Genomic DNA, 21,586 nt, shown 5'->3' with positions numbered 1-21,586 from the left:
GACAGCCACTGGCGATGTCCGAAGGCGCGAGTGCCGACGACCCGCTGGCCGACCCGGCGCTGTACTTCAACCGCGAACTCTCGCAGCTGGACTTCAACTTCCGGGTGCTGGCACAGGCGCAGGACGAATCGATCCCGCTGCTGGAGCGGCTGCGCTTCCTGTGCATCTCCTGCACCAACCTTGACGAGTTCTTCGAGATCCGCGCCGCCACCGTGCGCCATGCGCAGGACTACTCGGTGCAGAGCGCGCCGGATGGCCTTGCGCCAGCGACGGTGCTGCGCCGCATCCACGACCGCGCGGCCGAACTGGTGGCCGCGCAGTACGCATGCTGGAACAACGTGCTGCGCCCGGCGCTGGGCGAGGCCGGGGTGCGGATCTTCGGTCGTGACAGGTGGAACGCACGGCAGAAGCGCTGGCTGCGTGCCTACTTCCGCAACGAGATCATGCCGGTGCTGTCGCCGCTGGGGCTGGATCCGGCGCATCCGTTCCCGAAGATCCTCAACAAGTCGCTCAACGTGGTGGTCGTGCTCAAGGGCAAGGACGCGTTCGGGCGCAGTGGACACCTCGCCATCGTGCGCGCTCCGCGTTCGCTGCCGCGCATCATCCAGTTGCCGGAGCGGGTCTCGGGTGGCGAGTCCGACTTCGTGTTCCTGTCGGCGGTGCTGTCGGAATTCGTCGACGAACTGTTCCCGGGCATGGAGGTCAAGGGCGCCTACCAGTTCCGTGTCACCCGCAACTCCGAACTGCTGGTCGACGAACAGGAGGTCGAGAACCTGGCGCTGGCGCTGCGCGACGAGCTCGCCGGGCGCGGTTACCTGCGCGCGATGCGGCTGGAGATCGCCGGCAACTGCCCCAAGCCCATCGTCGCCACTCTGCTGAAGAACTTCGACCTGCCCGACAACGCGGTGTACCGCATCGACGGGCCGGTCAATCTCAACCGCGTCATCCAGATCTACGACCTGGTGCAACGCCCCGACCTCAAGTTTCCGCCGTTCCAGCCGCGCCAGCTGCGCGGGATCGACGAGATCTTCGAGCGCGTCGACGACGGCGACATCCTGCTGCACCACCCGTTCGATGCATTCACGCCGGTGCTGGAGCTGATCAAGCAGGCCGCCGAAGACCCCAACGTGCTGGCGATCAAGCAGACGCTCTACCGCACCGGCAAGGACTCGGCGATCGTCGAGCACCTGGTGCAGGCCGCGCGCAACGGCAAGGACGTCACCGTGGTGGTGGAACTGCGCGCGCGCTTCGACGAGGACGCCAACCTCGGCGTGGCCGACCGCCTGCAGGAGGCCGGCGTGCAGGTGGTGTACGGCGTGGTCGGCTACAAGACCCACGCCAAGATGCTGCTGATCGTGCGCCGCGAGGGCCGCAAGCTGCGCCGCTACGTGCACCTGGGTACCGGCAACTACCACTCCGGCACCGCGCGCGGCTATACCGACCTCGGCCTGATCACCGCCGACCCGGCGATCGGCTCGGATGTCCACCAGATCTTCCAGCAGCTGTCCGGGCTGGCGCCGGCGATCCAGCTCCAGCATCTGTTGCAGTCGCCTTTCACCCTGCACCGCGGCGTCATCGAGCGCATCGACCGCGAGGCCGACAACGCGCGTGCCGGCCGGCCGGCGCGCATCGTGGCCAAGATGAACGCCATCAACGAGCCCGGCGTGATCCGCGCGCTCTACCGCGCCTCGCAGGCCGGCGTGCGCATCGACCTGTTCGTGCGTGGCGTCTGCACCCTGCGTCCCGGCGTGGAAAGCGTATCCGACAATATCCGCGTGCTGTCGGTGGTCGGGCGATTCCTCGAACACCACCGCGTGTACTGGTTCGCCAACGACGGCAGGCCGGAACTGTTCGGCGCCAGCGCGGACTGGCTGGAGCGCAACCTGCTGCATCGGGTCGAGACCTGTTTCCCGTTCCTGGACCCGGCGATCGCCGCGCGGGTGCGCGAGGAAGTCATCGACAACTATCTCGCCGACAACACCCATGCCTGGGAGCTGCAGGCCGACGGCAGCTACCGCCGGCTGGAGCCCGAGGGCGACGAGATGCCGCATTCGGCGCAGGCATGGCTGCTGGCACGTATCAACGGCTGATCCAACGCATGCTGCGCGCGCTGCATGCGACGCCGGTCATGGCCGCCTGGCGTGCGCGGCGTGCGGGTTACACTGCGCGCCCCGCGGCATCGCACCTGCGCACAGCACGATGAGCCCAGCACAGACGCTCGCCCTGGCCGAAACGATGACCCCGCCGCTGGCCGACGGCGACATGCTGGCCGCGATCGACCTCGGTTCCAACAGCTACCACATGGTGGTGGCGCGCTACACGATGGGCCAGCTGCGCATCGTCGACCGCCTGCGCGAAACCGTGCGCATGGGCGAGGGCCTCGACGGCAAGGGCGGCCTGCGTGCGGAAGTGCGGGAGCGCGCGCTGGAGTGCCTGTCGCGCTTCGGCCAGCGCATCCGTGACATCCCACCCACCCGCGTGCGTGCGCTTGCCACCAACGCCGTGCGCAGACTGGCCGCGCCGCACGCGTTCCTCGCGCCGGCGGAAGCCGCGCTCGGTCATGCGATCGAAGTGGTTTCCGGCCGCGAGGAGGCGCGCCTGATCTATCTGGGGGTAGCCCATGCGCAGCCGCCGAAGCCGGGGCACCGGCGGCTGGTGATCGACATCGGCGGCGGCTCGACGGAATTCATCATCGGCGAAGGCTTCGAGACCATCGAGCGCGAGAGCCTGCAGGTGGGCTGCATCTCCAGCACCCAGCGCTTCTTTCCGAACGGCCGGCTGTCGCGGCGTCGCTGGCGCGATGCGCTGACCGAGATCGAGGCGGAATTCCAGCAGTTCGCCAATGCCTACCGGGCACTGGGCTGGCACGAGGCGCTCGGCGCATCCGGCACCAACAAGGCGATCGGCGAACTCTGTGCGGCCATGAAGCTCACCAAGGGCGCGGTGCTGGCGGAGGCGTTGCCGCCGCTGCGCGACCGCCTGCTGCAGGCCACCCACATCGACCAGATCGACCTGCCCGGGCTGTCCGACGACCGCCGGCCGATCATCGCCGGCGGCCTGCTGGTGCTGGAGGCGGCGTTCAACAGCCTCGGGCTCACGCGCATGGCGGTGAGCAAGGCGGCGATGCGCGAGGGCGTGCTGTTCGACATGCTCGGTCGCGGTGGCGACGACGATCCGCGCGAGTTCTCGATCCGCAACATCATGCAGCGCTACGGCATCGACACCGCGCAGGCCACCCGCGTGGAACAGACCGCCGTGCGCCTGTTCGACCAGGTGGCGCGCGACTGGTCGCTGTCGGGCGACGACCTGCTGATGCTGGCCTGGGCCGCGCGCCTGCACGAGCTCGGGCTCACCATCGCCCACAGCGGCTACCACGTGCACGGCGCGTACGTCATCGAGCATTCCGACATCGCCGGTTTCTCGCGCCAGGAGCAGCAGTTCCTCGCCGCGATGGTGCGCAGCCACCGGCGCAGGATTCCGCGCTCGGCATTCGACGCCCTGCCCGACCGCCTGCTGGGGTCGGCGCGCAGGCTGAGCCTGCTGCTGCGGGTGTCGGTGCTGCTGCACCGTGGCCACGAGAAGCACACCATCCCACGCCTGGACGCGCTCGTGTCCGGCGAGACGCTCACCCTCGTCCTCGACCGCGAATGGCTGGAGGCACGGCCGCTGCTGCGTGCCGATCTCGATGGCGAGGAAGGCGAGCTGCACGCGCTGGGACTGCGGTTGCGGGTGTCGACCGCCGGCTGACCAGCCGCGTCGCGGTGCTTGCTACCATCCGGGACGGTATCTCCTGGAGTCCGGCATGAAGCGTCTGTTCGTCCTGTCCGCCTGCCTGCTGTTGCTTGCCGCCTGCGGTGGCGGCCAGGTGCGGCGTATCTCCGAACCCACCGCCAGCATCCAGCAGCTCACCGTGGGCGAGGACGGCAACTGGTCGATCGAGCTGCGCCTGCAGAACTACAGCAGCATTCCCATGCGCTTCGAAGGGCTGAGGCTCGACCTCGCCATTGCCGGGACCGCCGCCGGCACGCTGGAGGCCGCCCCTGCACTGCAGATCGGTGGCGAGAGCGTCGACATCAAGACGCTCGAGCTGGTGCCATCGGCGCCGGCGCGGTTGGCGATTGCCGATGCGCTGGCTGCCGGCCGCGGCGTGTCCTATGTGCTGGAAGGCACCATCACCGCGGCCCCGGCCGACCGCGGCGGCGCGCGTGAGTACCGCGTGCGCCGTCCGGGATCGCTGACGCCCGCACCCGGCCTCCCCGGCGTGCTGCGCTGACGCCGGCTTCCCTGCCCCCCTTTCCCGACGAGTCCCCCCATGAGCCAGTACCAGCCGCCTTTGACCGACATCCGCTTCGCCCTCCACGACGTGCTCGGTGCCGAGGCACTGCTGGCCCGGCTGGGCTACACCGAGGCCACCCGCGACATCGTCGACGCGGTGCTGGAGGAAGGCGCGCGTTTCACCGCCACCGTGCTGGCGCCGCTCAACCGCGTCGGCGACGAGATCGGCTGCAGCTACGACAAGGCCACCGGCGCGGTCGGCACGCCGCCTGGCTTCCGCGAGGCCTACGAGCAGTACGTCGAGGGCGGCTGGCCGGCGCTCAACGCCGACCCGGCATACGGCGGCCAGGGCCTGCCGCAGCTGCTGGGCGTGCCGGTCAAGGAAATGATCGACGCGGCCAACCTCGCCTGGGGCAATTTCCCGCTGCTCTCGCACGGGGCCACCGAGGCGCTGCTGCACCACGGCGAGGACTGGCAGCGCGAGGTATTCCTGAAGCCGCTGGTGGAAGGGCGCTGGACCGGCACGATGTGCCTGACCGAAGCGCATTGCGGCACCGATCTCGGGCTGATCCGCACCCGCGCGGTCCCGCGCGCGGACGGCAGCTACGGCATCAGCGGCACCAAGATCTTCATCACCGCCGGCGAGCACGACATGACCGGGAACATCGTGCATCTCGTGCTGGCCAAGCTGCCCGATGCACCGGCCGGCAGCAGGGGCATCTCGCTGTTCGTGGTGCCGAAGGTACGCGTGGCGCGCGACGGCAGCATCGGCGAGCGCAATGCGGTGCGCTGCGGTGCCATCGAACACAAGATGGGCATCCACGGCTCGGCCACCTGCGTGATCAACTTCGACGACGCCGAGGGCTATCTCGTTGGCGAGCCGAACCGCGGGCTGATGGCGATGTTCACCATGATGAACACCGCGCGCCTCGCAGTTGGCCTGCAGGGCCTGGGGCTTTCCGACCGCGCCCTGCAGAACGCCAACCGCTATGCGCGCGAGCGCCTGCAGTCACGCGCGCCGGGCGGCGCACGTTACCCGGACAAGGCCGCCGACCCGATCGTCGTGCAACCGGATGTGCGGCGCATGCTGCTGACCTGCCGCGCGCTGGTCGAAGGCGGCCGCCTGCTCGGCTACCACGCGGTCTCGCTGGTCGACGTCATGGCCTGCGCGCCGGACGAGGCCGAGCGCAAGGAAGCCGCGGCGCTGGTCGACTTCCTCACGCCCATCGTCAAGGGCTGCCTGACCGAGTGGGGCGTGGAGTGCACCTACCATGCGCTGCAGTGCTTCGGTGGCCATGGCTACATCCGCGAGCACGGCATGGAACAGCTGGCGCGGGATGCGCGCATCACCACCCTCTACGAGGGCACCACCGGCATCCAGGCGCTCGACCTGGTGGGCCGCAAGCTGCTGCAGCTCAAGGGCGAGGGGCTGCGCGCGTTCCTCGGCATGATCGAATCGTTCTGCCGCACGCACGGCGATGACCCGGCGCTGCAGGAATTCATCGCACCGCTGCGCCAGCACGCACGGGACTGGGCCGCGCTCAGCCAGGACATCGCCGCGCGCGCGCAGGCCAGTCCCGACGAGATCGGCGCTGCCAGCGTCGACTACCTGTTCTATTCGGGCTATGTCGCCCTCGCCTACTGGTGGGCACGCAGCGTCGCCGCGGCGGACGCCTCCACGCAGTCCCTGGACTTCAAGGCCGCCAAGCGGGAAACCGCGCGGTTCTACTTCGCGCGGATCCTGCCGCGCACGCTGGCCCACCGCGCCGCGATCGACGCCGGCGCCGCCACCCTGATGGCGCTGCCCGACGAGGCGTTCTGACCGGTCGCCGCCCGCACCCTGCATGCAGCAGGCGTGCGGGCGCAGCGGGCGCCAACACCGGCATATCCAATCCGTCATCCATCGGGTATAAGCTGTTTTCCCGATGAGGGACGACAGAGCGCCGCTCCGTTTGATCCACCCCGGCCAGCGGCCGGAGTCGTCCGCGTCACCTTTCGATGCGCACGCCATGCCGTCCATCGCGCGGCTCGATCGGGTCCGCCTGCTGTCGCTCGACGCCCACGGGCGCGTGCTCGACTGGATGAGCTGGCAGGACGCCGCCTGCCTGTATGCGCGCGACGCGGTGGCCTGGACCCTCGGCGACCCCTGCCTGCAGGTGCATGGCGGCATCAACCGCCGCAGCGGCGAACGCAGCGTGCTGGACCTGCATCCGATCATCGCCGCACGCGGGCATGCACGCACCAAGGCGCTCGATCCCACGCCCACCCTCACCAATACCGCGCTGTTCGCGCGCGACCAGCACCTGTGCCTGTACTGCGGCCAGGGCTTCACCCGGCCGGTACTCACCCGCGACCACGTCAAGCCGCTGTCGCAGGGCGGGCGCGACGTCTGGGAGAACGTGGTCAGCGCCTGCTTCCCCTGCAATTCCCGCAAAGGCGGCCGCACCCCGGCGCAGGCCGGCATGCCGCTGATCGCGGTGCCCTACCGGCCGAGCTGGATCGAACACCTGATCCTGTCGAACCGCAACATCCTCGCCGACCAGATGGCGTTCCTGCGCAACCACCTCCCACGCAAGCACGCCCGCGACAGCTGACACCGCGCACGGCGCGGATGCCCGGCCCGCCGATGGCGGGCGTTCGTCCGGCCGCGAGCGTCCCCCGGACGCTCGCAAGCGGCCCGACTCACCCTCGCCGACCAGATGGCGTTCCTGCGCAACCACCTGCCGCGCAAGCACGCCCGCGACAGCTGACACCGCGCACTGCGCGGATGCCGGCCCGCCGATGGCGGGCGTTCGTCCGGCCGCGAGCGTCCCCCGGACGCTCGCAAGCGGCCCGACTCACCCTCGCCGACCAGATGGCGTTCCTGCGCAACCACCTGCCGCGCAGGCACGCCCGCGACAGCTGAAACAACGCGTTACACTCGCCGCCATTCGACAGGGGCGGACTTCCATGGCATTGACTGTTGGCCTGACCAGCATGGACAAGGCGACCGAGACCGCGTTGCGCGCGGCCTTCGACGCCGCCAACAGCGAGTTGCAGGGGCACTTCCAGCTGGTCGACGAGACCGCGGCGGACTACGTCGTCATCGACATGGACAGCATGTACGGGCCGATGGGTTGGCTGCGCCTGCACGCCGCGGGCAAGCAGGTCATCGGGCTGACGTCGGCACCGCGCACGCAGGCGGATCTCCGCCTCGGTCGTCCGTTCGACACGCTGGCGATGATCGGCATGCTGCGGCAGGTCGCGGCACATGCCGGAGTCGACCTGGCGGCGCTGGCCGAATCGGTGCCCACCGCACGTGCCGGGAGTGATGCAGCACCCGCCCCGCAGGCGCAGGCGCAGGCGATGGAAGCACCACCTGCGGCCCCCGTTACCTGGCCTGCCAGCGGACCCGCTGCTCCGCCCGCCCCCGAGCCGCCGCCAGTGCCGGCTCCCGAACCGCTGCAGGCCGCCAACGACGCAGCGGAGGCCGACGCACAGAGGCCTGATCCCGAACCTGCGGAGTCGTCAATCCCGACCACGCACACACCCGAACCCGTGGTCACGCCGGTTTCCGCACGGCTCGAGCCCGCCGTGGAAATGCCGCGCGAGCGTGGCCTGTTCGACTGGCTGCTGGCCAACGAGCTGCGCGGGCGTCTGCGCCTGCAACGCGCCGACAGCCCGGCGCTGTGGATCGATGCCGATGCGCAGACCTATATCGGCCCCGCCCAGCTCAAGCCGCTGGGTACCTGCTTTGCGGGGCCGCTCGAGCGCGACGACTTCGAAGCCGTCGATGAGGCCGCCTGGAACGCGGGCACCGCCGGCAGCGAGGCCCGCCCGCTGTCGCGGCTGACCTGGTATGGCGGCCTGCTGGCCGGACACGGCAGCCTGCTTCCGGGGTCGGAGCCCGACGCGCGCTACCAGTTGCTGAAGTGGCCGCAGACCGAACGCGAGTTCCCGCGGCATTTCCGTATCGCCACCGCGATGATGAAGGGCCCGGCGACGATCGCCGAGATCGCGGAGGCCAGCGGTACGCCGCTGTCGGAAGTGGCCGACTTCGTGAATGCCAACCTCGCCACCGGCTTCGCCGAGCCCTGGGTCGAACCGCAGCCCGAAGTGGCGCCACCGCCGCGCCAGGGCCTGTTCAGCCGTTTCATCCGCAAGTAGCGCAGCGCGCGTCACCGGGTGCGGCTTCCTTGCCCCTCACTGCGGGGGGGAGGACAATGTCGCGATGACTGATCCAACGCGCTATCCGCGCCTGTCGCGCATCGATTCCCCCGCCGACCTGCGTCGTTTCGACGAGGCCGAGCTGCCCGCCATCGCCGACGAACTGCGTGCCTACCTGATCGAATCGGTGGGCCGCAGCGGCGGCCATTTCGGCGCCGGCCTGGGCGTGATCGAGCTGACCACCGCGCTGCATTATCTCTACGACACCCCCGACGACCGCATCGTCTGGGACGTCGGCCACCAGTGCTATCCGCACAAGATCCTGACCGGCCGCCGCGACAACATCCACACCGTCAAGCAGAAGGACGGCGTGGCGCCGTTCCCCAAGCGCGACGAAAGCGAGTACGACACCTTCGGCGTCGGCCATTCCAGCACCTCGATCTCCGCGGCACTGGGCATGGCGATCGCCAACGCGCGCGCCGGCAACGACCGCCGCGTGGTGGCCGTGATCGGCGACGGCGCGATGACCGCCGGCATGGCCTACGAGGCGCTCAACCACGCCGGCGGCATGGAACCCGAGCCCGACATCCTGGTGATCCTCAACGACAACCGGATGTCGATCTCCGAGAACGTCGGCGGGCTGACCCGCATGCTCGGCCGGCTGACCAGCAACAAGGCGCTCAACACGCTGCGCGAGGGCGGCAAGAAACTGCTCGGCGACAAGAACAGCCCGCCGGCGAAGTTCGTGCGCCGCTGGGAGGAGCACTGGAAGGGCATGTTCGTGCCGTCCACGCTGTTCGAGGAGATGGGCTTCCACTACACCGGGCCGATCGACGGCAACGATGTCGAGGAAGTCGTGGCCGCGCTGAAGACGCTCAAGGGCCTCAAGGGGCCGCAGCTGCTGCATGTCATCACCACCAAGGGCAAGGGTTACGAACTCGCGGAAGGCGACCAGATCGGTTACCACGCGGTGTCGCCGTTCGACCCCACCAAGGGCCTGGTCGCCAAGGGCGGCGCATCGAAGCCGACGTATACCGAGGTGTTCTCCGACTGGCTGTGCGATGCCGCCGCGGCGGAACCGAAGCTCATGGGCATCACCCCGGCTATGCGCGAAGGCTCCGGCCTGGTGCGTTTCAGCCGCGAGTACCCGGAGCGCTATTTCGACGTCGCCATCGCCGAGCAGCACGCGGTGACGCTGGCCGCGGGCATGGCGGTGGAAGGCGCGAAGCCGGTGGTGGCGATCTATTCCACCTTCCTGCAGCGCGGCTACGACCAGCTGGTGCACGACGTCGCCCTGCAGGAGCTGGACGTGCTGTTCGCGATCGACCGCGGCGGCGTGGTGGGCCCGGACGGCGCCACCCATGCCGGCAACCTCGACCTCAGCTTCCTGCGCTGCGTGCCGCACATGGTGGTGATGGCGCCGGCGGACGAACGCGAGTGCCGGCAGATGCTGACCACCGGCCTGCGCCACGCGGGACCGGCCGCGGTGCGTTATCCGCGTGGCAGCGGCACCGGTGTTGCCGCAGGCAACGAACTCGACACCCTGCCGATCGGCAAGGCCGAACTGCGCCAGCGCGGCGCACGTGTCGCCCTGCTCGCATTCGGTGCGCTGGTGCCCGCCGCCGAAGCAGTGGGCCGCGAACTCGGGCTTACCGTGGTCAACATGCGCTTCGTCAAACCGCTCGACCGCGAACTGCTGCTGTCACTCGCGCGCGACCACGAAGGCTTCGTGACCCTCGAGGACAACGTGGTCATGGGCGGTGCGGGTTCCGGCGTGGCGGAACTGTTCAATGCGGAAGGCATCGTCGTGCCCGTGCTGCATCTCGGCCTGCCGGATGCCTTCCAGCATCACGCCAGCCGCGAGCAGCTGCTTGCCGAGGCGGGCCTGGACGTGAGCGGTATCCGGGCCGCGGTGCTGCGCCGCTGGCCTGACCTCGGTGCCGAGCGCGCCGGCCCCGTGGCTGCCGTCGGCGGCTGACCGCTACCCGCCTGCGCATCGACGCGCAGGCGGGCCACGGATCTTCATTCGGGCCGCGCCTGCGACCGCGACGATCGCGGCGCGCGGATATCCCAGCCCGCCAGCTCAGATCTTGCGTTCGCGGGTCGGCCCGCTGGTGAGGCTGGGATCGTTGCCCTCCGCGCTGGGGTTGTTCTCGCGGCCGAAGTCGTCACCCTTCGACGCCTTGCGGTCATGGACGCCCTGCGCACCGTCGTGATTGAGGCTGGCGTCGGCTTCCGGGCGGGGGTCCGCGCGCTCGGGCGGATCGTGCTTGTAGGGTGGATTCCTGCCGGCCCTGACGTCCGCGTCCTGTCCCGGCTCGCGGACCGCGCCCTCGCTTTCGCCGGACGGTGCCCGCAGCGGCGGGCTGCCGTCATCCGGATCCTCCTGCGGCGGCGGCGGCACTTCTCGACCTGTTGGCATCACCATGACGGACTCCTGTAAGGACACCCGGCCATCCTCCCAGTCGCGCCGTGAAGCAGGCGCAAGCTGCAGGACCGGCGCGCAGGCCCCGCGCCGGGCTGCAGTCAGGGCGATTCGACGGTGTAGCCCTTCGCGGCCAGGCGCTCCAGCATTCCGCCTTCGCCCAGCAACTGGTGCATCGACAGCATGGTGAAGCTCACCTGGTGCTGTTCGATCGCCTGTTCGACGTTCTCCAGCCACGCCTGCTGCGCGCGTTCGGGAAGGTCGTCGAGCCCGAGCCGTTGCGCCAGCACGCTGCCGGTCAGGGCCTGCTGGCAGGCGCTGTAGTGATTCTCGTGCGGTAGCGCGGCCAGGCCCTCGATATCACCGACCGCCCACGCATTCGCGCGCGCGCGCATGTTGTCGAGATCGGTCTCGATCCGCGCCATGGTGCCCTCGAAGCACTCGCGGTCCGCCAGGTCGCTGGTGTTGAGTTCCTGCAGGATGCCCTTCGGGTCCTCGACCGGCACGCGCACCACACTGTCGATCACCGGTACGTCCGCGGACTTCGCGGCGGCGGTCACCACCGGCCAGATCACTCCTGTCGTGCGCAGGCCCGAGCGGCGCAACGCCGCCTCGTAGAGTTCCTGCGCGGCCAGCAACGGGCGCCGGCGCTCCACACCGCGGTCGCGGCCGATGTAGCGCGCCTTGAGCACCTCCCAGCGTGCGTAGAGGTCGGGCGATACGACCTCGCGCAACGGGCGCTTGCCGGGGTTGTTGCGGGCACGCAGCAGCGCCGGGACCAGCGTGATGCCGCGGAAGAACCCCACGTCGGCGGTGCCCACTGACACCGTCGGCGGCCCGATCACCGCCTGTGAGCGTGCGATCACCGATTCGACCTCGGCCGATTCCCACTCCATCCGCCGCGGCAGCGGCGATACCGTGCCGAGAAGGTAGAGGGTGTGGTCGCCACGCGAGACCTTCCACATGCCCGGACCAGGCTGCGCGCCCGACACCACCAGCGTCTCGAGGTCGACGACCCGCCCCTCCTGCGCCTGCACGGATGCTGGTGCGACCTCGTCAGCCGCTGCGGCGGATCCCGGTGCCAGCGCCAGCATCAGCAATGCGGCGAGCGTCCCTGCGTGTGCAACGGCCATGCGTGCTCCATTCATGTGGGAATCGGAGAGCGTTCGAACGCGGGGCGGCCGGCAAGTTCCCGCGCCCCGGCAGGAATTGGCCGGACTTCGGCAATAGCGTGAGGTCGCGACAACGATCGACCGGAGCAGTCACGGCGGAGGCATGGAAGATCACACGCCCGGAAACAGAAAAACCCCGGAATCCCGGGGTTTCTCTTGGGCCTGCCGCGCTGACGCGGTGGCCGGATCTGGTCGGTAGCCTCTACCGAACAATACCTTGAATCCCTTTATTTGCGTGGATTCATGCCAAGTTCAATTTTGAAGTTGCCCCCAAAGTTGCCCCCAGAAGGCGCGCACTTAAGCGGTTCCAAGACTGAAACTGCGATCCCGCAGGGTTCAGAGCCCCTCCAATCTCCCTTAGCGAGGATACCCGACAGCCGCACGTCAGACCAAGTGGCCGCCTGCTCAGGCCGGCATCGTCCAGCACCTCTACAAGCACAGATATCCCGCAGACTGGCCATGCTGGGATGTACGGTCGCCAGTGGAAGCATCCCTGCAACCACCTGCCGTTGATCGACGGAGGCCCCATGGCCACACGCGAGGAACTCTACGCAGCTGTCTGGACCGAGCCGCTGTTAACGCTGGCCGCACGTTACGGCGTGTCAGGCAGCTATCTGGCACGCGTTTGCGACTCCCTCCGCGTACCCCGCCCGGACCGGGGATACTGGGCCAAGAAGGCGGCCGGGAGAGCGCCGCCCCACCCCGCCCTCCCAAAGCCCCTCCCCGGTGAACCGACCAACTGGGAGCCCGGCGGCAGCGGGCCTCCCGTTCGTCGCTCAATGCCACGCGAGCAGCCAACGCGGAAGACCGCGACCGAACGCCTTAAGACCCATGGCCTGATCCAGGGTGCGATGGGCCATTTCCATAACACGCGAAAGGTCCAGGACGGCAGCTACCTCAAACCCTACAAATACAATTTGGTGGACATCACCTCCACCCAAGCCACCCTCGCCCGCGCCCTGGCGTTCGCCAATGCGCTGTTTCTGGCCCTGGAAAACAAAGGCCACCGGGTAGGCCTACTGGATACGCTCCATGACCGGCTGCGTCGTCCGGCCATCGACCCCATGGAGCCCCCTTTCCGTCGCCCTGGCTGCACCTCGTATTACGGCTTGTGGGCACCCAAGCGCATGACTGTTGTCCATGTAGGCGAACAGCAGGTTGGACTCTCCATCGTCGAGACCTCCGAATCGGTTGTGATGCGCTACGTGGGCGGCCACTACGTGCGCGAGGCCGACTACGCGCCATCTCGCGCCCGATCGCGCTACCAGGCGGACCCGACTTGGACGACCACGCGTGACGTTCCGACCGGCCGACTACGGCTGGATGCCTATACGCCCCATGCCCGTGTGGACCTGGCCGAGCACTGGTTGGAAACAGCCTCTTCGCTATTGATCGACCGCATTCCAACCATCGTCGCCGGTATCGAGGCCGTGGTTGAAAAGCAATCGGAACGCGTCGCACAGGCCGAGCTGGAGATGGCCGAAGAATTGCGGCGACTCAAGGCGGAGTGGCGTCAATACGAGATCAAAGAAAACAAGCGAAAGACCGAGGAATCGTTCCAGCAAAGCCGGCAGCAGTTGGATGCAGTCATCCGAAGCTGGGCAGAGATCAAGGCACGCTCCGAATTTCTCGAGAATCTGGAACGGGACATCGCTGGCCTACCAGAGTCGGAACGCACCCCGATGCAGACGCGTCTGGCACTGGCACGTGAACTTATTGGCCCGACCGACCCCATGCCACATTTCCAGGCCTGGAAAGCACCAGCTGAGCGCTACACGCCCAAGTGTTTCGAAGAGGAGGAGTAACGCCCTCGAATCGCAACGGCATCAGGATCGTCCCGAGGGAGTCTTCGCGACTGCGCCTATGGCCAAACCAACCAAACTTCAAAGCGACCGCCTATCGACAGTTCCTACCTGACCCGTTGCGAGGCAGACGTGCAATTCGGCTGACCTATACCCATCTTCATCTTCTTCGATCGAAGCAAGCCAGAACCATAGAGGTTTGCAGCTGCAATGGTGTCCGCAGTCATCTTCGTCTTCGGTTGGTGCCAAGATATCGTTACAGGCAAGGCACCAAACATGGAACCTTCCGCAGCGGTCGCACTTCCCGACATAGTGCAGGGACGAGACGGTAATTGGTGCCGACCCATCGACCGGATGGAGCAATACGGAAAGCTCCGGATACCCATCCCAGAATACGCGGCCGTGTTCGCAACCTTTTTTTCGGCATTGAGGCCAAGTCGAAGGGTCGAAACCTTCCAAGCGGTCCAGTGTCACGATGCGAATAGAGACAGCTGACTGAGCCCTCCTCTCCGCCGCCTTCGTATAACCGACTGGACTCACCAGATAGCCATGGGTTGCACCGACGTCCTCCATGAGTCCCCGGAAGCTTTCTACTTCCTTGACATCGACCTTCCTCGACCTTTTCTTCGCGTCCACGATGATTCGGCGGCTATTGTCAGTATCGTGCCGCGCTTCGATCAGGACATCGATCTGCCTACGAACACCGGTGATCCTGCCAACGATGTGCGCGTTTGGCGTGACGCACAGATCGGTTTCCGACTGTTGGGCAAGCATGTGGGCGACCAGTCGCTCATAGATCTCCCAATCCGGTGCCCCGCACGTCGCTCTCTTTGCCATAACGATGATTTGCTCCCCGGAGCATTCCCCATTGTGAAACCCCACGCACAGGAAGCATACCTTCAGGAAGCCCACCAGCGGCCAGCTGGTGGGCGGATATGCCCTCGTTGCAGATGCGAAAGCACTCGCGGCGAGCTGTCGGCCACCACGCCCGGAATACGCATCATCGCGTCCTCACCACGGCCAACGATCTCGACAACCCCGTTGAGCTTGAGCCATGCCATGGCGGTTTCCAGACGCGGTCCGCGCAGCCCGGCCAACACGATCACTTCGGCAAGCAGCGCCTGACCACGCCCCCCGCTTACCTTCGCGAAGCACTCCAGTAGCCACTGGGCGTCCTGAATCGGGCGCGGCGGCTTGGGAGGCTTGGCAGCTCTTATCTTGGCCGGCCATGGCTTGGTGAAGGGACCATCTGCTCGAGCCACCGGGGACTTGGGCTCGAGCTTGGACGCCTCCACGAAGATCATCTGGTGCTGGGTCAATGACCACTGCACGATCACCCAGGCGCGCTGGACCATCTCCAAGCTGATCTCCATACCCTTTCCGCACACGATCTGGAACACCGCTGCTATCCGCAGTGTGTTCTCCCACGCACGATTGACGGCCGGCTCGATCTGCTCGTCGTAGCAGGTCTCACGCCATCCTTTCAGGCGGAACTTCAGCTCGGCCATGAAAGCCTTGGCCTCATGGCCAAGGGCAATCTTGTCCCGCACCAATTCACCCTTCGCCTGCTTCTTGTCGGCCTTGTCCATCAGGCCTTTCAGGCGGCTATGAAGCTCCTTCATCCCGCCTCCGGGCCAGCTCGTCGGCATGTGGATTTTGCAGGCTTCGAAGCGACTGGGATCATGGCAAGCCACCACGGCCCGCCCCAAAATCCCCTGTTTGAAGCTCTTGTTGTTGGTGCGTTTCATCACCGGATGGAACACCTCACCCTGCAGGCGGATCCCGAGCGAACAACGACCATCAATGGCAATCAAGTCCACGTCCTTGACGACGTGATCCAGGTCGAAACCGCTGTGGAGCTTGGTAAGGCTGCCGCCCATCCTGGTGAACAGATCGCTCTCCAGGAAGCTTCCGCCGTCCTCGTCGTTGATGCTGACCGAGCGCGCCTCGCCATCCAGACACTCCATCAGCGCACGGTAGCTGATCATGGTCAGCATCCGCCCGTCTGGTTCCCGGAACTCCGGGCCATCGACCGGAAAGCCCGCCTTCTCATGCGAACGCTTCCTTGCGCGGATTTTCCCGACAGCCAACCCGGCCTGCCGATTGTGTTCGATCAAGGGCTTGAAGAACTCACGGTACGACGTCCCCTTGCCTCGCCCACTGGGCGCAAGCGCCAGCATAAAGACCGTCGTCGGCATGGTCCTGTCATCCAGACCCTGCACGTCGTACAAGCGCTGCACGGGCACCACGCAAGCGGCAACGGCATCCATCAGCAGGCACTCGGCCGGCACATCTTCTTCAAGCTGGCGGACCTCGCTGGCCGCGCTGAAAAGCAGGTCAGGCAGGGCATCGATCGGGCATTCCCGGGACATATCGGGATACGGATAAAGCATGGGGTGACTCCGTTCAGGCAAGCAGGCGCGACACGCAAGTGGCGCGGCAAATTAGCAATCAGCAGTTGGCCAACTCACGAGGGCGCGCGAGGCGGTGGCGCCCTGCCCTGGAACGACGCCGCGAAGACGCTTTCCGTCGCATCCCCCTCCATCTTCTGCTCATCCAGGATTGCCTGGACATGGCGGGGCTCGACCGTCCGGCCCAGCGCTCTCAGTCGCTGGTTCACCGATACGCAGATCGCATCCAAGGGCACGCCACGTTCAGACACGGCCCTCCGGATGGAGGCCCTAGCCGCACGCAGGTACAGCACCTCGATGCCCAGCCCGTCGATGTCGCCCACCAGTTCGGCAAGCAGTTCGGGATCCAGCGCGTTGTTCGACGACATACAGACCTCGCATTGAAAACGCGCGCATTGAACACCCTCCAGAAATAGCAGGCCACCTTTTCGCGGAATGTTCCGAACATTCCGTCCGTTACAGGGCGAGCAAGCTGATCATGTGGACGTTGGTGGACTTGTCGAGTTAACCCCGTAGGGTGCGCAATACCGTCACCGACCCGCTGCGATGGCAGACAGGAGGCGTCAACCGGCAAGAGGTGCAGTGCGGGACGAAATGCGCACCGGTTGCGCGCCAGAAGGTCGGCCAGTCACCCCTCCGCCTCGCCGGTCATCAGGTCGTCCCGGCAGTCACCGCGGTGGTCGGCCACCACTTCGCCACCAAGCACGCGAGCCGCCGCGGGCACCCGCCTGCCGAATTGGAGTCAGGTGCCCGCGCTGATGCGGCGCCGCAACTGCGCCGACGTAGAGTCCTCCCGGTAGCGCCGGCTGTACGGCGCACGCAACGCTCCGGGGCCGCTCAGGAATGTTCGGAACATTCCGTGGAATCGTCGCTCGCGTCGGATTTGTAGTGTCCTATTACGGTCCCCTTTCCACAGAGGACCAACAAGATGTCGAACATCCCCGCGAATGACTGGGCGCTGCGTCGCTACCCGACCGACGACGTCCGCACCTACCCGCCTGACACCCTGCTGCGCCTCGATCAGGTGTGCGAGATCGTCGGAATGAAGAAAAGCACCCTGTACAAGGCCATAGCGGATGGCGATTTCCCGCCACCGAAGAAGATCGGCAAGCGTGCCGTCGGCTGGAGCGCCAACGTCGTGTTCCAGTGGGTGGCTGAACGCCCGTCTGCGCGCTAACTCGACAAGCGTTTCGCTCATGCCGAAAGGGGCAATTTGACCAATTAACGGTCATGCGACCCCACCCATCTACCGGTCTCCGTCCATCACGGAAATCCGGTACTTGTTAGCTAATTGCAGTGCTATTGCAGTGCTTCTTAGCTACCTCATTAACCATCCACTACATCCACCCACTTCCTTCGTATCCAGCCGCTTTTACTGACTAAAGAGCAGTCGACACACCACCTTCCCACATCCGACATGGATGCCAGAACAGACAGGCAACCAATCCCACCAACCCCCGATTCATCCAGACCGGAAGCGCCATTTCCAGTAACAGGAACAAGAACATGCAACCCCAATACCAAACCCCAACATCGAACAACAGCACGCCCGCCGATCCCGGCAGCCTCAAGCGCGCGATCGCCGACGTGATCGCACGCGAAGGACGCTATCAGGATATCGTCGACACGCACGTCAAATACCATCTCCCCGACCGCAACGTGTGGGTCGGTGGCCAGGACGACCATCGCTTCAAGAAGCACTGCGAACAGCTGATTGCGCTCCATGCTGCCCTTACTGCTAGCGATGGCGCTCCATGCGCGGACACCCGGGCTCCGCTCCGTCCGAGCGGCCCCTCGTTGCCTGCAGTCAAGCTCAAGCCCCTAGGCAAGAGCATCGTCGAGTGCTGCCACGTTTATGCCGACAACAACCACTGGGGTGCCGCCTGGGCGAACCACGTTTTCCACCCGATCGTCACGGTGATGCTGCGCGCAATGAAGCGCCACGCCAAGCGGATTTCCCGGTGCCATGTCAACGGCAGCAACATCAGTCATGACCTGGAGATCGGCGTCCTGACGCGCCGCCTGGCGCATTTCGTGCGCCGCGTGAGCCGTTCGTGGAAGTACATCAATGCCGCGAAGGCGCATACGCGCAAGGAGAATGACAATTTCAAGAGTGCGCGGGACTTCATCTATTACCTTGCTGGCAAGCACTCCCGCCTGTGCTTCCTGCGCATTGACCTGACCTTCCGTACCGGTTGGAAGGACTTCAGCCACTCTGAAGCCGCCGACAAGGCGGCGAAAGACTTCCTCCGCTCGTTGCGCAGCGAGGCCTGCAAGCGCAACCTGCTCCCCGGCTACCTGGGCTTCATCATCAAGCGCGAGAACGGCATTTCCCGCGGCACTCATTTTCACCTTTTTTTGGTGATAAACGCGGGACTGCAGGGCAAGACCAGCCACAGCGTCGACTATATCTCCGATGCCCTGTGCCAGATGTGGCTGCAACGCATCGGCCACGATCGCGGTAGCGCCCACAACAGCTACAAGGACCGCCACTCCTGGCCATTCAATGGTCTGGGCCTGCAGGACTTCCAGAGGATCGAATCCCTCGTGGGCCTGCGGTGGATCTTGTACTACATCAGCAAGCAGGACTGCATCCTGAAGACCAGCAACGACAAGATCAAGAATTTCTGGGGTACGCCAATCCCTCGCGGCACGCGCAATAAGCGTGGCCCCAAGCGCAAGCGCCAGGACCATTTGGCGCTGTTGCATCGCGCGCTGGACGGAAAGCGAAGCCCCTATCCGCCGGGCTTCGACCCCACCCCCTACGTGGTTGCCCACAAGCACAAGCAAGCCGCCCTGAAGCCGCGCTACGGCGCGTGGGATACGACACCTACCGCGCATGGTCACTTGCCGAAGTAGGCAGACCCGATGACATCCAGAAGAAGCAAGAAAGGCGCCTAAATGGCGCCTTTCTTCTTTCGTTCCTTTTGGTCACGCTCCGTCTCATCGCGAGCCCTCTTCTTGAGCAACTTCTCGCGTTCCGTTCCTTCAATCACATCCCTCCATCTCATCTCATCCCCTCCTGTCTTTCTCGCCACTTCATTCTGCTGGGCCACCCACGCCTTGAGATTGGACTCGACCGCCAGATCCACACGCTTCCCGCCGATCAGATACACCAGGTCACCAACCTCCAATCCCGCGAACCCATTCGCCATTAACATTCGCGCAAGACCAGCCACGGCAGCATTGGGTTCAACCTCGATAATTTCATACCAACAATCGGCGATCGCAAGAATCATGGCCAAGCCATCGCTGGTGAAGTTGAGCTTATATCTCGATCTTGCCCCGTCACCACGCAGCTTGTTGATCCTCTCGAGATCAAATGCATCGCGCTCGTCACCGCCCTGATTACGATCAACTTCCGGCCAGACAAACTTTTTTGCTGTCCGTATGCTCTTGTATCTATATGTCCTAGGGGCGTTTTCATTCAGCCACAGGCCAACCCCTCCTTTTCCACCCTTCAACTCTGCAAGCTCATTCAGCGTGTAAGCCGCCTGGAACATCCAGTACAGGCCAGGCATGCGCTCCTCATGCCGGAACGGATACTCCATCCGCTTGATCGTCGCCAGCCGCTCCTGCTTCAACATTGCGATATCAGTCGCATCCAGATACAGGTCTTCACTTCGGACCATCACGTCGGCCCGGAACTCCGAGGAATCGACACGGAGCCCAGGCTCACCGAGGCGCTTTGCGCCCTCCCACTTGTCCTTGTCGATGATGAAGGCCACATCAAACTCAACCTTTACCAAATCCTCAATCGTCGAGACTTCTTCCATTCTCTTGATTGGGAGCCCCCTGCGGTCATGTCCGACAACCCGATAGGATCTGGACTTCGCCAACCCACAGCCGACGAAACCTTGTGCCTTGCATGACCGAGATTGCACCAGGTCTTCGACTGAATCCTTGTTCAAGCGAAGGTAAGCGATCTTCTGTTCATGCAAGCCAGTACCAAGGAGCTGTACGGCGTCCAGGTCATCTGCCGATGCCGATATCCACGAGATGTCTTCCAGTAGCTTCCGTTGCTCCTCTCCCATTGGAGGAAGCACGCGCTTTGACGTGTGGTACACGAGGTGGCGATCCGGATCCACCCTGAAGTAAAGCGGGACATCCCTCTTCATCAGATAGGGAATCGGGTTTCCCCCGCCTTGAAAAAGCTGATGCCAAGCAACCTCTGCGAAGGGCAGCATCCGCCCTTCTCCGCTCGCCTCTTTCATCATTTCCCCATAACAAGATTGACCGGCACTACTGCCTCCGATTTTCCCTGAACGCACCAGGCTGCCGCAACGCAAGATTGCAGGGCTGTCGGCGTCCAAGGAACCCACAGCCAAGCGCCAGCATCAATCGCTTTCGGACAAAAAGCGAATCCATTGCATCAATGGGGAGGACGCCGAAGCGCCCTCCCCCGATTTTTGCCCTGACCAGCTCACTGCAGGCCATCATCAGCCATTCGCCGCGCGTGCAACCTTAGCTTCCAGCTTGCTGCCCAGACTCGTCGGTGCCTTGCCCGCCAGCGGATCGCCAGCCCCTTCTCCCGCTGCTTCAGGGTAGAACTCCTCGACCACGGCCGGCACGTCCTCCTCCAGCTCCTCGAACGCCCCGTTGGCGAACCCTTGGCGTGCCGCTTCATCCAGTGCCGCCTGGTCGAACCCACTGCCCTGTCGCCGCTGGTCCAGCTCCCGCGCCTCTTCGATGGCCTGCTCCAGTCCCAGGCCGGAGCGCACCACCAGATCGACGTAGTAGATCGCCGTCCGGTAGCTCATCGTCGTGGACTTGCCGCGCAGTTTCAGTTCCAGCGGCATGCACGCCAGCCGCCCACCCGAGACCGCACTGAAATACTGCAACCGTGCGGCCAACGTGCGGATCGTGTTGAACGAGGTCGTGCGCAGGACGAAGCTGCCCAGCGTGTCGTCCTGGCTGTCGCCGATCACCACGTTGAAGCGGGCGTAGGCCTTGCACTGACCATCGGCAAACCGGCACGTGTCCGGGCCGGGACACGGCAGGCCTTCGACGCCTTCGTTGCCCACGCGCCGGCAGCTCTCGCCATTGCCCACGCACACCGGCCTGCCGGTGTCGCGGTCGAAAAGCGAGTAGTCGGCGCGCAGGTTCAGGGCCGGGTCGTTGAACAGCAGCCGCACCGGCAGCGTGCGCAGCTTGCCGCCTGCCTCCCGCTTGAGCGCCTCATCAAGCGGATGCAGGACCCACCCGTCCCGGTTCTGGACCTGGCTGGTGAGGGTGAACTGGTCGTCCTTCTCCGGCAGCCGCTTGCCGTTGCGTTCCACGACGCGGCCGATGGAGATCCGCCCCACCACGGGCGGGGTGATTGCCAAACCTTTCAGCATGTCGAACTCCTGTGTT

16 protein-coding genes and 1 pseudogene are annotated in these 21,586 nt (G+C 65.6%); 10 read left to right on the top strand and 7 right to left on the bottom strand.

Annotation, left to right across the window (positions count from 1 at the left end):
• The first annotated feature begins 14 nt into the window (after positions 1-14).
• From ppk1 to dxs, 7 genes and pseudogenes are all read left to right on the top strand, one after another.
• The gene (gene ppk1 / locus LDO11_RS04110; protein ID WP_232140663.1) at positions 15-2,090 is read left to right on the top strand and encodes a polyphosphate kinase 1; all 2,076 of its coding nucleotides are present in this window, start codon (positions 15-17) and stop codon (positions 2,088-2,090) included.
• 145 nt (positions 2,091-2,235) lie between these two features.
• Entirely contained in the window at positions 2,236-3,747 is a 1,512-nt protein-coding gene (ppx, locus tag LDO11_RS04105; RefSeq protein ID WP_232140662.1) for an exopolyphosphatase, read from the top strand.
• A 55-nt stretch (positions 3,748-3,802) separates the two neighbouring features.
• Positions 3,803-4,273, top strand: coding sequence for an LEA/WHy family protein (locus LDO11_RS04100; RefSeq protein WP_232140460.1), 471 nt, complete (start codon positions 3,803-3,805; stop codon positions 4,271-4,273).
• Positions 4,274-4,312: 39 nt separating this feature from the next.
• Complete coding sequence (locus LDO11_RS04095) at positions 4,313-6,097, top strand: acyl-CoA dehydrogenase C-terminal domain-containing protein (RefSeq protein ID WP_232140459.1); 1,785 nt, start codon at positions 4,313-4,315, stop codon at positions 6,095-6,097.
• 211 nt (positions 6,098-6,308) lie between these two features.
• Positions 6,309-6,869, top strand: a pseudogene (locus LDO11_RS04090) (HNH endonuclease); the annotation flags it as partial.
• A gap of 355 nt (positions 6,870-7,224) precedes the next feature.
• Positions 7,225-8,421: a hypothetical protein gene (locus LDO11_RS04085; protein ID WP_232140458.1), complete on the top strand. Its 1,197-nt coding sequence runs from the start codon at positions 7,225-7,227 to the stop codon at positions 8,419-8,421.
• Between the two features lie 64 nt (positions 8,422-8,485).
• Complete coding sequence (gene dxs / locus LDO11_RS04080) at positions 8,486-10,399, top strand: 1-deoxy-D-xylulose-5-phosphate synthase (RefSeq protein WP_232140457.1); 1,914 nt, start codon at positions 8,486-8,488, stop codon at positions 10,397-10,399.
• A gap of 105 nt (positions 10,400-10,504) precedes the next feature.
• Here dxs and LDO11_RS04075 read toward each other — a convergent pair whose 3' ends face one another.
• Both LDO11_RS04075 and LDO11_RS04070 read right to left on the bottom strand, forming a co-directional pair.
• A complete protein-coding gene (locus LDO11_RS04075) occupies positions 10,505-10,849 on the bottom strand; it encodes a hypothetical protein (protein WP_232140456.1) in 345 nt (114 codons plus the stop codon).
• A 98-nt stretch (positions 10,850-10,947) separates the two neighbouring features.
• Positions 10,948-11,979: a TraB/GumN family protein gene (locus LDO11_RS04070; RefSeq protein ID WP_232140455.1), complete on the bottom strand. Its 1,032-nt coding sequence runs from the start codon at positions 11,977-11,979 to the stop codon at positions 10,948-10,950.
• Between the two features lie 566 nt (positions 11,980-12,545).
• Between LDO11_RS04070 and LDO11_RS04065 the strand changes: the two genes are divergently transcribed.
• Positions 12,546-13,823, top strand: a complete 1,278-nt coding sequence (locus LDO11_RS04065) for a V-type ATP synthase subunit E family protein (RefSeq protein ID WP_232140454.1) — start codon at positions 12,546-12,548, stop codon at positions 13,821-13,823.
• Between the two features lie 78 nt (positions 13,824-13,901).
• Here LDO11_RS04065 and LDO11_RS04060 read toward each other — a convergent pair whose 3' ends face one another.
• From LDO11_RS04060 to LDO11_RS04050, 3 genes are all read right to left on the bottom strand, one after another.
• Positions 13,902-14,657: a restriction endonuclease gene (locus LDO11_RS04060; RefSeq protein WP_255683282.1), complete on the bottom strand. Its 756-nt coding sequence runs from the start codon at positions 14,655-14,657 to the stop codon at positions 13,902-13,904.
• A 62-nt stretch (positions 14,658-14,719) separates the two neighbouring features.
• Positions 14,720-16,213 (bottom strand): DUF3987 domain-containing protein, encoded by a 1,494-nt coding sequence (locus LDO11_RS04055; RefSeq protein WP_232140452.1) that lies wholly within the window; start codon positions 16,211-16,213, stop codon positions 14,720-14,722.
• A gap of 74 nt (positions 16,214-16,287) precedes the next feature.
• Complete coding sequence (locus LDO11_RS04050; RefSeq protein ID WP_232140451.1) at positions 16,288-16,599, bottom strand: hypothetical protein; 312 nt, start codon at positions 16,597-16,599, stop codon at positions 16,288-16,290.
• Positions 16,600-17,159: 560 nt separating this feature from the next.
• Here LDO11_RS04050 and LDO11_RS04045 point away from each other — a divergent pair.
• Together LDO11_RS04045 and LDO11_RS04040 are read left to right on the top strand one after the other, a co-directional pair.
• On the top strand, positions 17,160-17,408 hold the full coding sequence (locus LDO11_RS04045) for a helix-turn-helix transcriptional regulator (RefSeq protein ID WP_232140450.1): 249 nt from the start codon (positions 17,160-17,162) through the stop codon (positions 17,406-17,408).
• A gap of 329 nt (positions 17,409-17,737) precedes the next feature.
• On the top strand, positions 17,738-19,090 hold the full coding sequence (locus LDO11_RS04040) for a YagK/YfjJ domain-containing protein (RefSeq protein WP_232140449.1): 1,353 nt from the start codon (positions 17,738-17,740) through the stop codon (positions 19,088-19,090).
• Positions 19,091-19,128: 38 nt separating this feature from the next.
• Here LDO11_RS04040 and LDO11_RS04035 read toward each other — a convergent pair whose 3' ends face one another.
• Positions 19,129-20,418, bottom strand: coding sequence for a hypothetical protein (locus tag LDO11_RS04035; protein ID WP_232140448.1), 1,290 nt, complete (start codon positions 20,416-20,418; stop codon positions 19,129-19,131).
• 252 nt (positions 20,419-20,670) lie between these two features.
• Positions 20,671-21,570, bottom strand: coding sequence for a recombination directionality factor (locus LDO11_RS04030; RefSeq protein WP_255683235.1), 900 nt, complete (start codon positions 21,568-21,570; stop codon positions 20,671-20,673).
• Positions 21,571-21,586: the final 16 nt, after the last annotated feature.

This window comes from Alterluteimonas muca, assembly GCF_021191595.1.
Classification (GTDB): Bacteria; Pseudomonadota; Gammaproteobacteria; order Xanthomonadales; family Xanthomonadaceae; genus Luteimonas; species Luteimonas muca.
Note: the sequence above shows the minus strand (reverse complement) of the source record. Positions and strands in the feature narration are given on the sequence as shown.

Coding starts and splice junctions, on each gene's coding strand:
- ppk1 (WP_232140663.1), top strand. CDS start 15: ATGTCCGAAGGCGCGAGTGCCGACGACCCGCTGGCCGACCCGGCGCTG.
- ppx (WP_232140662.1), top strand. CDS start 2,236: ATGACCCCGCCGCTGGCCGACGGCGACATGCTGGCCGCGATCGACCTC.
- LDO11_RS04100 (WP_232140460.1), top strand. CDS start 3,803: ATGAAGCGTCTGTTCGTCCTGTCCGCCTGCCTGCTGTTGCTTGCCGCC.
- LDO11_RS04095 (WP_232140459.1), top strand. CDS start 4,313: ATGAGCCAGTACCAGCCGCCTTTGACCGACATCCGCTTCGCCCTCCAC.
- LDO11_RS04085 (WP_232140458.1), top strand. CDS start 7,225: ATGGCATTGACTGTTGGCCTGACCAGCATGGACAAGGCGACCGAGACC.
- dxs (WP_232140457.1), top strand. CDS start 8,486: ATGACTGATCCAACGCGCTATCCGCGCCTGTCGCGCATCGATTCCCCC.
- LDO11_RS04075 (WP_232140456.1), bottom strand. CDS start 10,849: ATGGTGATGCCAACAGGTCGAGAAGTGCCGCCGCCGCCGCAGGAGGAT.
- LDO11_RS04070 (WP_232140455.1), bottom strand. CDS start 11,979: ATGGCCGTTGCACACGCAGGGACGCTCGCCGCATTGCTGATGCTGGCG.
- LDO11_RS04065 (WP_232140454.1), top strand. CDS start 12,546: ATGGCCACACGCGAGGAACTCTACGCAGCTGTCTGGACCGAGCCGCTG.
- LDO11_RS04060 (WP_255683282.1), bottom strand. CDS start 14,657: ATGGCAAAGAGAGCGACGTGCGGGGCACCGGATTGGGAGATCTATGAG.
- LDO11_RS04055 (WP_232140452.1), bottom strand. CDS start 16,213: ATGCTTTATCCGTATCCCGATATGTCCCGGGAATGCCCGATCGATGCC.
- LDO11_RS04050 (WP_232140451.1), bottom strand. CDS start 16,599: ATGTCGTCGAACAACGCGCTGGATCCCGAACTGCTTGCCGAACTGGTG.
- LDO11_RS04045 (WP_232140450.1), top strand. CDS start 17,160: ATGTCGAACATCCCCGCGAATGACTGGGCGCTGCGTCGCTACCCGACC.
- LDO11_RS04040 (WP_232140449.1), top strand. CDS start 17,738: ATGCAACCCCAATACCAAACCCCAACATCGAACAACAGCACGCCCGCC.
- LDO11_RS04035 (WP_232140448.1), bottom strand. CDS start 20,418: ATGCTGCCCTTCGCAGAGGTTGCTTGGCATCAGCTTTTTCAAGGCGGG.
- LDO11_RS04030 (WP_255683235.1), bottom strand. CDS start 21,570: ATGCTGAAAGGTTTGGCAATCACCCCGCCCGTGGTGGGGCGGATCTCC.